A 10930-nucleotide genomic window follows, 5' to 3' on the forward strand; every position below is an offset into this window, starting at 1 on the left:
ACGCGCACCTTGATCACATCCTCTTCGGCAACATGCTGGGCGTCGGGCCTCAGGATCTCTGGACCGCCGGCATCATCTCGCTGGTGGTGACCCTGGCGCTGGTGCTGAAATGGAAGGACCTGCTGCTGCATGCCTTCGATCCGGCCCAGGCGCGCGCCTCCGGCCTCAGGGTGGGACTGCTGCACTACGGCCTGCTGACGCTGCTGTCCCTGACCATCGTGGCGACGCTCTCGGCCACGGGGCTGATCCTGGCGGTAGGTCTGCTGATCGCGCCGGGGGCCATCGCCTTCCTGACCGTGCGCCGCTTCGGCCAGATGCTGGTGGTGGCCTGCGTGACCTGCTTCGCGGCCATGGCCGGCGGCACCTACCTGAGCTTCTGGATCGACAGCGCCCCGGCACCGACGATCATCCTGATCCTGACGGCGCTCTTCATCGCGGCCTTCGCGCGCCGCATGGTGCAGACACGCCGCGCCTCGAACGGGACAGCCGCCTGAAGGGCCTCAGATCACCGGGCGCATGCCGATCCGCAACAGGAACCATTGGGTCCGCCCGCCCCGGCGCGGTTCGAACAGGCAGTGCAGGACAAAACGATAGGCGCAGATCTCGGCCATGACAGGCTCCGTGGTCACAGACAGGTGATGACCCACGGCTTATGCGCGGGCCATGACGCGCCCGTGACGGATTGATGTCGGCGATGTGACCTGCATCTTGCGGCCCCACGCCCAAGGCGCCACCATGCGCACACCGGGGCAAGGCCCTTTCACTTCACGGAGATTTCCATGAGCCTTTTCGACGAAGACCTCTTCCTGACCGGCCTCCAGCAGCGCAAGGCGACGCTGGGCGCCGAATATGTCGACAACGCCATGGCCAAGGCAGATGACTTCACCCGCCCCTTCCAGGAGGCTATGACCGCCTGGTGCTGGGGCTTCGGCTGGGGGGATGACGTGATCCCCGCCAAGACGCGCTCGATGATGAACCTCGCCATGATCGGCGCGCTCGGCAAGATGACGGAATGGGAAATCCACTGCCGCGGCGCGCTCCAGAACGGCGTCACCCCGGATGAGATCCGCGCCATCATCCACGTGGTCGCGATCTATTGCGGCGTGCCCCAGGGGCTTGAATGCTTCCGCGTGGCGCGCAAGGTGCTGGATGAAGCCGGCCTGCTCTGAGCACTGGATTTCAGCCCGCCCAGCCGCTAAGGCCCGCGCATGACCAGGGTGATCCTCTTCAACAAGCCATATGACGTGCTCTCCCAGTTTACCGACCGGGGGAGCGGCGACAGCCCGCGCCCGACGCTAAGCAATTTCATTGACCTGCCCGGCGTCTATCCCGCCGGGCGGTTGGACCGCGACAGCGAAGGGCTGATGGTACTGACCGATGACGGCAAGCTGCAGGCGCGGATCTCCAACCCGCGCCATAAGCTGGCAAAGACCTATTGGGTCCAGGTCGAAGGCATCCCCAGTGATGACGCCCTGGCCCGGCTGCGCAGCGGCGTGACTCTCAAGGATGGGCCGACCCGCCCCGCCCGGCTGCGCCGGTTGGATGCCCCGCCCGGCCTCTGGCCGCGCAACCCGCCGATCCGGGTCCGCAAATCCGTGCCCGACAGCTGGCTTGAGCTTCAAATCACCGAAGGACGCAACCGCCAGGTCCGCCGCATGGTCGCCCATGTCGGCCACCCCTGCCTGCGCCTGATCCGCGCCCGCATCGGCGACTGGGAGCTGGGCGACCTGGCGCCCGGCAGCTGGCGCGACGCCCCGCGTCGCTAAGCTCCGCTCTGCGCCGAACCCAGCCCGCGAGGAGCTGCTGAAAACCGCCGGGGACGGCGGGCGGGGCGAGGCTGCCGGAACGGCACGCCAGCGCCGGTCCCGCCCCGGTGCCAGCCATTACCTTCCATGAAAAAAGGGCCGCGCGACGCGACCCTTTTTCAGGCAAGTTCTTCGCCTCTTTCCCGGGCTCAATCCTCCCGGAACCTTGTGGAAACGCTAGGATGCAAGGCTGCCCGCGGCAGCCACATCCCGCCCTTCCCAATCCTCCTGTCGCTGCGCGATCCTGTCCACAGCTCTGAACGTCAGCGGGTCATGTCCCTCGTTCCGCACATCCTGTCCGGCCTGGCTCCTGCGCTCCTATGCACAGAACCTTGCAGGGATATGGTTTATTTTCCGTAACCATGCGGGGTATCTTCCGCTTCCTCCAAAACATGAAGATATAGCCGCAAGACACTGAGAAAATTATAAAACTGGGAAAATCCCTCCGAAGACAGAACCGCCAACGAAAGGATCACGCGTCCGCGCCTGGTCAAGGAAGCCTCAACGCCTTCCCCTCCAGGCACTCCGATTCTGCCGCCTCAGCCCACGCGGTTGCCCTGCACGTAGACACTCCGCAGCGCCGGCACACCGCCCTTGATGGCGAAGCGGATCAGGTCCGCGCGCTGGCCGCTTTCCAGGGCTCCCCGGTCGCTCAGGCCGGCGGCGCGCGCCGGTGCCTGCGTCACCGTCGCCAGGCCCCGCGCCATGTCGCCCCAATGCTGCCCCAGCTGGACCGCCGCCAGCAGAAGCGCCGCCGGCACGTAGTCCGAGCTCAGGATATCCAGCAGCCCCAGGTCCGCCAGTTCCAGGGCCGAGACATTGCCCGAATGCGATCCCCCCCGCACCAGGTTCGGGGCCCCCATGATCACCGCGATCCCGTGATCCCGGCAGGCCTGCGCGGCTTCCACGGTGGTCGGGAATTCCGCCACCCGAATGCCATGCCCGGCCGAAACCCCGACCTGTTCGCGCGTCGTGTCGTCATGGCTGGCCAGCACCGCGCCATAGCGCCGGGCCGCCGCAACAGAGGCCTCCTCGTGGCGCGCGCCAAGCCGGTCGCGCAGCTCGTACAGGTAGTTGACGTACTCCCCGAAGCCCTCGGCGCTCAGCCCGTTCTTGCCGCGCACGTAATCCTCGAACTTGGAGATATCGCGGAACTGGCGCTGGCCCGGCGTGTGGTCCATCAGGCTGACGATCCCCACCCGGTCCTCGGGGCCGAATTCCGACAGTTCCTCGATCAGCGTTTCAGAGCATGTTTCGGCCCGCAGGTGCAGCATGTGGCTGATCTTCAGCGCGCCTTGCTGGCGCATGGAGAGGATCTCGTCCGCCATCGGGCGGGCGTACCGGCGGTAGTCGCCGCGCTTGTTCTCGATGATGGAGCCGACGCGGATCGCATCAAAGACCGTGGTGATCCCACAGCCGCAAAGCTCTGCGTCATGGGCCACGATCGCGGCGTGATGGGGCCAGTGGACCTTGGGGCGCGGCGTGATGTGGCGCTCCAGGTTGTCGGTGTGCAGCTCCACCAGGCCGGGGCTCAGGAAGTCCCCCTCGCAATCCACCTCAGCCAGGGCGCTCGCACCGGCGCCGATCTCTGCGATCTTGCCGTCGCGCAGTACCACATGGCCGGTGATCACCTCATCCGGCAGAACCAGCTGCGCATTGCCCAGGACCAGCTCACCGGTCATTTCAGAATTGTCCCGCATCTGCGAACCCCTGCTCATATCTCTTCATTCCACCGGCGCCTCGTCCAGGCGGCGCAGGACCTGCGCCACCGTGTCCTCGAGCGCACCGGCATTTTCCACCACATCCGCACGGATGCCGTCCGGCAGGGCGAAACCGGCCCGTGCCAGCCGCCCCTCAATCTCTTCGGCGCTTTCGCGCCCTCTTTCGGCCAGGCGCTCGGCCAGCACCGGCACCGGCGCCGTCAGCAGCAGGGTGCGGAACCCCGGGAACTTCGCCTGGGCCTCTTGCAGGACAGAGCGCGACAGGTTCACCAGCGCGTCCTCTCCCTTGGCCAGACGGGCCGAAAGCCCCTGCGGAATACCGTAGTGCAACCCATGGGCCTGCCATGACAGAAGGAAGCCCCCCGCTGCCTGGCGGCGCGCGAATTCCGGCTCACTGACCGCTTCGAAATCCTCGCCCCCCGCATCTGCCTGCCGGGTGATCACCCGGCGCACCAGGAAGATGCCCGGCCGGGCCGCCGCGACGGCGGACATGACACTGTCCTTGCCCACGCCAGAGGGGCCGACCACCCCGACAAGCCGTCCAGGGCGCGCCATCTCAGGCCACCCGCGCCGGGGTGAACCCGGTGACATCGATCACCCGGTCGCAAACCCGATCGCGGGCCTCCACGTCGTGGAAGATGCCCACGATGGCCGCTCCACGTTCCTTGGCGCGCTCGATCAGCGTCAGCACCACCTCGCGGTTGACCGCATCCAGGCTCGCGGTGGGCTCATCCAGCAGCAAAGCGGGATATTCGTGGGCAAAGCCGCGCGCGATGTTCACGCGCTGCTGCTCGCCACCCGAGAAGGTCGTCGGGCTCAGCTCCCAGAGCCTTTCCGGGATATTGAGCTGGGCCAGCAGCGCTTCGGCACGCACCAGCGCATCGGCGCGCGCCATCCCGAGCGCCAGCAGCGGCTCTGCCACCACCTCGCGCGTCGGCACCCGCGGGACCACGCGCAGAAACTGGCTGACATAGCCCAGCACCTCGCGCCGCAGCGCCAGGATCTCGCGCGGGGCGGCGCGGGCCACGTCCACGTCCCCCACCGCGATGACGCCGGAGGCCGCCAGGTAATTGCCGTAGATCATCCGCATCAGCGTCGACTTGCCGGACCCGGAGGCCCCCACCAGCGCCACGCATTCGCCTGGCGCCACGGTAAGAGAGGCCCCCTCCATCACCGGGATCACCGCCCCGCCCTGGTTGTGCAGGGTGAAGGTCTTTGTCACATTCTCGACCGTAATCATCTTCTTCTTGCTCCAAACATGCCGGGAGTATCGGGTCAGGCGGCAGGGGCATAGACCCCGGCTTCGCCGCGACCGCCCCTCAGACCTGCAACACCGAACTGACCAGCAATTGCGTATAACCATGCTGGGGATCGTCCAGAACCTGATCCGTCAGCCCGGTTTCGACCACCTGCCCCGATTTCATCACCATCAGCCGGTCCGCCAGCAGGCGCACCACGGCAAGGTCGTGGGTCACGATGATGGCGCTCAGCCCCATCTCGCGCACCAGGCCGCGCAGCAGGTCCAGCAGGCGCGCCTGGACACTCACGTCCAGCCCGCCCGTGGGTTCATCCATGAACACCAGACGCGGGCCGGTCACCAGGTTGCGCGCAATCTGAAGGCGCTGCCGCATGCCGCCGGAGAAGGCGGTGGGGCGGTCGTCCATCCGATCCTCTGCGATCTCCACCCGGTCCAGCCAGTCCACGGCCTTTTCCCGGATATCGCGGTAGTGGCGCGCGCCCACGGCCATCAGCCGTTCGCCCACGTTTCCGCCGGCACTGACGTTCATCCGCAGGCCGTCCTGGGCGTGCTGATGGACAAAGGCCCAGTCGGTCCGCCCCAGCATCCGCCGCGCGGGCTCGCTCATGGTGACCGTATCGACCATGCCGGCATCGGTGTCGAACAGGACCCGGCCCGTATCCGGCGCCAGGTGCCCCGCCAGGCAGTTCAGCAGCGTCGTCTTGCCCGACCCGCTTTCGCCGACGATCCCCATGACCTCACCGGGCCAGAGGTCAAAGCCCACGTTCTCGCAGCCGATGCGGCGCCCGTAGGACTTGGACAGCCCCTCGACCCGCAGCAGCGGCTCCGTCACAGCGATATCCTTCATGCCACATCCTCCGTGGCGCCCAAGCGGCCCAGATGCCCCGCATCCCGCCGCCCGGCGCAGAAATCCGTATCCGAACAGACGAACATCCGCCCGCCCGCGTCATCGGTGATCACCTCGTCCAGGTAGCTGCCCTCTGCCCCGCACAGATCGCAGTCGTGATCCGCGCGAGAGGCCTGGAAGGGATAATCCTCGAAATCCAGGCTCACCACCTCGCACCAGGGCGGCAGCGCGTAGATCCGCTGTTCCCGTCCCGCGCCGAACAGCTGGATCGCCGCCATCCGCAACTTGGGGTTATCGAACTTCGGGATCGGAGAGGGATCCATCACGTAGCGCCCCTCCACCTTCACCGGGTAGGCATAGCTGGTCGAGATCTCTCCATGCCGGGCGATGTCCTCGTAAAGCTTGACGTGCATGAGGCCGTATTCCTCAAGCGCATGCATCTTGCGGGTCTCCACCTCGGAAGGTTCCAGGAAGCGCAGCGGCTCGGGGATCGGCACCTGGTAGACCAGGATCTGCCCCTCTTCCAGCGGCTGTTCGGGGATGCGGTGGCGGGTCTGGATCACCGTTGCCTCGCCCGTGCGCTCGGTCACGGCCACGCCGGCGGTGCGTTCGAAGAACCGGCGGATCGACACCGCGTTGGTCGTGTCATCGGCCCCCTGGTCGATCACCTTGAAGCAATCCTCCGGCACCATGACCGCCGCGCTGACCTGCACGCCGCCGGTGCCCCAGCCGTAGGGCATGGGCATCTCGCGGCTGGCGAAAGGCACCTGGTAGCCGGGAACGGCCATCCCCTTCAGCAGCGCCCGGCGGATCATCCGCTTGGTCTGCTCATCAAGATAGGCAAAATTGTATTCTTCCATCGCCTGCCCCTTTCCGGACCTGCTCAATTCATCGCGCATGGCGCATCCTCCGCGACCCGCTTGCCATCAAACCGGTAGAGAAACTCAGCCCGGCTCATTCCGCGGCCTCCTGGCGTGCGGCCTGGCCGCTCGCCTCGGCCTCTCGGCGCAGGCGCCGGACCAGCTCCAGCTCGGACTGGAAATCGACGTAATGGGGCAGCTTGATGTGCTCCAGGAAGCCCGTCGCCTGGATGTTGTCGCAGTGGTAAAGAACGAATTCCTCGTCCTGCGCCGGCGCGCCCTTGTCGTCCTCTCCCAACTCCTGCCAGCGCATCGCGCGATCCACCAGCGCCATGGAAATGGCCTTGCGTTCGGTCTGCCCGAAGGTCAGCCCGTAGCCGCGGGTGAACTGCGGTGGCTCTGTCCGGGAGCCGGTGAACTGGTTCACGGTCTCGCATTCGGTCAGCACGACCTCTCCCATCTCCACGGCGAAGCCCAGCTCGGGGATCTCCATCTCCACCGCGACGCTGCCGATGCGCAGCTCGCCCACGAAGGGGTGGTTCTTGGCGTAGCCGCGCTGCGTGGAATAGGCCATCGACAGCACGAAGCCCTCGTCCCCCCGGCTGAGTGCCTGCAGGCGCAGGGCGCGGTCGGCGGGCAATTGCAGCGGCTCGCGCGTCAGGTCACCCGGCACGCTCTCGACCGCGGGACGGGGCTCATGCTGGATCAGCCCCTCCTTGTTCAGGAACTCCGTCACGCGCGGCATCACCGGGTGCGCTTCTGCCTCGGCCGCTTCCGGCGCGCTGCGCTCCAGCCCCTCGGCCTCAAGCGCGAAATCCAGCAGGCGGTGGGTGTAATCGAAGGTCGGGCCCAGCACCTGCCCGCCCGGCACATCCTTGAAGGTGGCAGAGATCCGGCGATCGCAGGCCATCTCTCCGGTCTCCACGGGGACCGAGTAGCCAAAGCGTGGCAGCGTCGTGCGATAGGCGCGGATCAGGAAGATAGCCTCGATCAGGTCGCCGCGCGCCTGCTTGATCGCCAGGGCCGCGAGGTCGGGATCGTAAAGCGACCCCTCCGTCATCACCCGGTTGACCGCCAGCGCCAGCTGCTCGCGGATCTGCGCCACGGAAAGCTCTGCCACATCGGGCGCGCCGCGCCGTTCCTCGGCCAGCCAATCGTGGGCATTGTCGATGGCCTTTTCGCCACCTTTGACCGCAACATACATCAGCTTTCCTCCGCGCTTGCGATCCGCGTGGACCGCGGCAGCGCCATCAGCTCGGCGCCGCTGGTGAAGTAGAAATCCAACCCCAGCGGAAAGCCCGCCGCATTCGCCTGCAACGCGGCGATGTCCGGCAGCACCGCATGGGTGGTCGTCTCGATCCCCGGCCCGGACAGCGTCACCGGCTGCCCGGCGAAATCGCCATCCACGATCAGCGTGGCCGAGCGGTCGGGATATTCCGGCGTGCCCGGCGCATAGGCCGAAAGCGGCATCAGCGCCTGCCAGGGGCCGAGGGCAAAGGTCGCCTCTGCCGCCGGGGCCAGCGGTGCGCCGGTGTGGAAAGTGATCCAGTCACGCACCGCCGCGCAGTCATGGGCGCCCGCCAGGAAGACCGGCGTCTCCGGATCGCAGAGCACCAGCAGCAGCGTGGCCGCCGCCGGGCTGACCGGATCCGGCGCCTGCGCCAGGTCCGTCAGCGGATGAACGGAGCCCGGCCGCGCCATGGCCTCCAGTGCCGCGCGGAAGGCCCGCGCCGATTGCCGGGGCGCATCCGTGAACCCGCCCGTCAGGGCGTCTGCCGCCATCGCCATCAGTCTTCTCCCCGGACCATGGTGAAGAAATCCACCTTTGTCTTGGCGGCCCGTGCCGCCCTCTGCCCGGCGCGCTCTGCCAGCAGCGCCTCGATCGGGTCCAGAAGCTCTGCGCGCAGCGTCGCGGCCTCCGCCCCCTGCATCAGGGCATCCGCCAGGGCGGCGATCCGGGCCTTGTCCCTGTCACGCCCCTGCACCGCCGCATACCCCACGGTGCCATCCGCCAGCCGCAGCGCGCAGCGCGTCACCGTCATCTCGCCCAGGTTGAAGGCCGCGCCCGTGCCGCCGGCCCGGCCGCGCACCATGACGCCGCCGATCTCCGGGTTGCGCAGCCAGTCAAAGGCCGGCTCTTCACCGCGCGCGGCCCAAAGCCGCTTCAACTCCGCTTCCGGCGCCTTCGCCAGCAAGGACATCCAGGCCCGCCGCGCGGCCTCGTCCCCGGTCTTTTCCACCGTATCTTTCGCCATTAGACACCTTGCCGATTTGTCTAGTTCACTATACAACTAGACAAGTTCTACGCTCTGGGCCCGAGTCGCACAAGGCCGCGCCCCGCTGATATCGGTGAAACTTTCATGACAGACCCTGCTACCGCCCCCCGCAAGACCGCGCTCTGGCGCTCCATCTCCGACGCGCTGCACGATGACATCGCGGCGGGGCGCTACCGCCCCGGCGACCGCCTGCCGACAGAGGCAGAGCTTTCCGCCCGCTTCGGCGTCAATCGCCACACGGTTCGCCGCGGGCTGGCAGAGCTGGCCGATGCCGGGCTGACCCATGCCCGCCGTGGGGCGGGTGTCTTCGTCGCGCAAAGCCCCACTGACTACCCCATCGGCAAGCGCGTGCGCTTTTCCCAGAACATCCGCGCCGCCGGGCGCCTGCCCTCGCGCAGGCTGCTGCTGATCGAAACCCGCACGGCCGACCCGGACGAAGCGCAGATGCTCGCGCTTGCCACCGGCGCCAGGGTGATCTCGACAGACGGTCTCTCGTTGGCGGACGGGCAGCCGCTCGCCCTGGCCCGCTCGGTCTATCCCGCGGATCGCCTTCCCGGCCTGCAGGACGCCCTCGAACAGCACAGCTCCATCACGCGCGCGCTGGCAGAGTCCGGCGTCACCGATTACACCCGCGCCTTCACCCGGGTGAACGCAAAACGCGCCACCGCCACCCAGGCGCTGCATCTCCAGCTGCGCGAAGGCGACCCGATCCTGCGCACGATCTCCCTCAACCTCGCGCCGGACGGCACGCCCATCGAATACGGCCGCACATGGTTCTCTGGCGACCGCGTAACCCTGACACTGGGAGAGGATGAAGAAAGCCCCTCAGACCCCTGAGAGGCGTGCAGTTTCACCTGACGGACAGGGAAACGTCACGCGGGCGATACAATCCTGAGTTATCCACAAGGCTCACAAGAAGAGCACGGATCATGCCAGCGACAACGCCCAGCCTCCGCCTTTCCGGTGCCAGGATCCTCCGGGACGGGTGCCTCTACCACGCACCAATCGCCTTTGCCGACGGCCGGATCACCCAAGCCCCGCTGCCAGAGGTGGACCTGACCGGCTATCTGGTCCTGCCCGGCATCATCGACCTGCATGGCGATGCCTTCGAACGCCACATCGCCCCACGCCCCACGGCCCCCTTCGATCCCGCCATCGGCCTGCGCGCCACGGATCGCGACGCCGCCGCCAACGGGGTGACCACCGCCTGGCTTGCCCAATGCTGGAGCTGGGAAGGCGGCGCGCGCGGCCCCGATTACGCGATTCGGATGATGGAGGCCCTGGCGGCCTACCGCGCCTCGGATGCGCTCACGGACCTGCGCCTGCAAATCCGCTGCGAAACCCACATGGTGCCCAGTGAGGCCCGGCTCCTGCAGGCCATCCAGCGCTACGGGATCGACTACGTGGTCTTCAACAACCACCTCGAGGAAGTCGAAAACACCCTCGCCACCCGGCCGGAGACGCTGCACCTGGCCGCCGCCCGCGCCGGACGCAGCCCCCAGGACCACCTGCAAGCCCTGCGCGATGCCCGACGCCAGAACCGCGAGGTCCCGCGCTTTCTCTGCCGCATGGCCCAGCACTTCGACGTGCTCGGCGTGACCTACGGCAGCCACGACGACCCGGACGGCGAAACCCGCGAAACCTTTTCCATGATCGGCGCCAAGGTCTGCGAATTCCCCACGGCGCGCGCCGCGGCAGCTGCCGCCCATACGGTCGGCGATCCGATCCTGATGGGCGCGCCCAACGTGGTGCGCGGCGGCTCCCAGGCCGGCAATATCGCGGCCGCGGAACTGATCCGCGCCGGGTTCTGCGATACGCTCGTCTCCGATTACTATTACCCCGCGCTGCACCAGGCCGCCTTCCGGCTGATGGACGCATACGCCATGCCACTGGCCCATGCCTGGGCGCTGATCTCGACCCGACCCGCCGAAATCCTCGGCCTGGCGGATCGCGGCACGCTGACCCCCGGCAAACGCGCCGACATGGTGGTGATCAACGAAGCCACCCGCGCGATCGAGGCCACGATCTGCGCAGGCCGCATCACCCACCTCTCCGGAGAGGCCGCCCACCGCTTCACCATGGCGCCCCACACCAGCGTCCTGGCCGCGGAATAGCCTCTTCTTCTTGCCGAAAAACTCCGGGGGGAACGCAGGCCGCCCCCAT

Annotated in this window: 13 protein-coding genes; 5 read left to right on the plus strand and 8 right to left on the minus strand. The window is 67.5% G+C overall.

What is annotated here, in order from left to right:
• The 3 genes from HCZ97_RS14755 to HCZ97_RS14765 form a co-directional block, all read left to right on the plus strand.
• Positions 1–494 (plus strand): metal ABC transporter permease (locus HCZ97_RS14755; RefSeq protein WP_167689487.1); only part of this gene is annotated, 494 nt, incomplete at its 5' end.
• Between the two features lie 285 nt (positions 495–779).
• Positions 780–1169: a carboxymuconolactone decarboxylase family protein gene (locus tag HCZ97_RS14760; RefSeq protein WP_167689488.1), complete on the plus strand. Its 390-nt coding sequence runs from the start codon at positions 780–782 to the stop codon at positions 1167–1169.
• A 39-nt stretch (positions 1170–1208) separates the two neighbouring features.
• Positions 1209–1766, plus strand: a complete 558-nt coding sequence (locus HCZ97_RS14765; RefSeq protein ID WP_167689489.1) for a pseudouridine synthase — start codon at positions 1209–1211, stop codon at positions 1764–1766.
• 578 nt (positions 1767–2344) lie between these two features.
• Here HCZ97_RS14765 and HCZ97_RS14770 read toward each other — a convergent pair.
• From HCZ97_RS14770 to phnG, 8 genes are all read right to left on the minus strand, one after another.
• Complete coding sequence (locus tag HCZ97_RS14770) at positions 2345–3487, minus strand: alpha-D-ribose 1-methylphosphonate 5-triphosphate diphosphatase (protein ID WP_167689501.1); 1143 nt, start codon at positions 3485–3487, stop codon at positions 2345–2347.
• A 42-nt stretch (positions 3488–3529) separates the two neighbouring features.
• Positions 3530–4081 carry a phosphonate metabolism protein/1,5-bisphosphokinase (PRPP-forming) PhnN gene (gene phnN / locus HCZ97_RS14775; protein ID WP_167689490.1) on the minus strand — a complete coding sequence of 184 codons (552 nt, stop codon included), beginning with the start codon at positions 4079–4081 and terminating at the stop codon, positions 3530–3532.
• A 1-nt stretch (position 4082) separates the two neighbouring features.
• Positions 4083–4766, minus strand: coding sequence for a phosphonate C-P lyase system protein PhnL (gene phnL / locus HCZ97_RS14780; RefSeq protein WP_167689491.1), 684 nt, complete (start codon positions 4764–4766; stop codon positions 4083–4085).
• A gap of 79 nt (positions 4767–4845) precedes the next feature.
• Positions 4846–5631: a phosphonate C-P lyase system protein PhnK gene (phnK, locus tag HCZ97_RS14785; RefSeq protein WP_167689492.1), complete on the minus strand. Its 786-nt coding sequence runs from the start codon at positions 5629–5631 to the stop codon at positions 4846–4848.
• On the minus strand, positions 5628–6491 hold the full coding sequence (locus HCZ97_RS14790; protein ID WP_167689493.1) for an alpha-D-ribose 1-methylphosphonate 5-phosphate C-P-lyase PhnJ: 864 nt from the start codon (positions 6489–6491) through the stop codon (positions 5628–5630). The genes phnK and HCZ97_RS14790 overlap by 4 nt, the downstream gene beginning before the upstream one ends.
• A 94-nt stretch (positions 6492–6585) precedes the next feature.
• Positions 6586–7695, minus strand: coding sequence for a carbon-phosphorus lyase complex subunit PhnI (locus HCZ97_RS14795; protein ID WP_167689494.1), 1110 nt, complete (start codon positions 7693–7695; stop codon positions 6586–6588).
• Positions 7695–8273: a phosphonate C-P lyase system protein PhnH gene (phnH, locus tag HCZ97_RS14800; protein WP_167689502.1), complete on the minus strand. Its 579-nt coding sequence runs from the start codon at positions 8271–8273 to the stop codon at positions 7695–7697. Before phnH ends, HCZ97_RS14795 begins: the two co-directional genes overlap by 1 nt.
• Before the next feature lie 5 nt (positions 8274–8278).
• A complete protein-coding gene (gene phnG, locus HCZ97_RS14805) occupies positions 8279–8746 on the minus strand; it encodes a phosphonate C-P lyase system protein PhnG (RefSeq protein ID WP_167689496.1) in 468 nt (155 codons plus the stop codon).
• 105 nt (positions 8747–8851) lie between these two features.
• Between phnG and phnF the strand changes: the two genes are divergently transcribed.
• Positions 8852–9604: a phosphonate metabolism transcriptional regulator PhnF gene (gene phnF, locus HCZ97_RS14810; RefSeq protein ID WP_167689497.1), complete on the plus strand. Its 753-nt coding sequence runs from the start codon at positions 8852–8854 to the stop codon at positions 9602–9604.
• 92 nt (positions 9605–9696) lie between these two features.
• Positions 9697–10881 (plus strand): alpha-D-ribose 1-methylphosphonate 5-triphosphate diphosphatase, encoded by a 1185-nt coding sequence (locus HCZ97_RS14815; RefSeq protein ID WP_167689499.1) that lies wholly within the window; start codon positions 9697–9699, stop codon positions 10879–10881.
• The last annotated feature ends 49 nt before the right edge of the window (positions 10882–10930 follow it).

Source organism: Pseudooceanicola sp. HF7 (assembly GCF_011806405.1).
Classification (GTDB): domain Bacteria; phylum Pseudomonadota; class Alphaproteobacteria; order Rhodobacterales; family Rhodobacteraceae; genus Pseudooceanicola.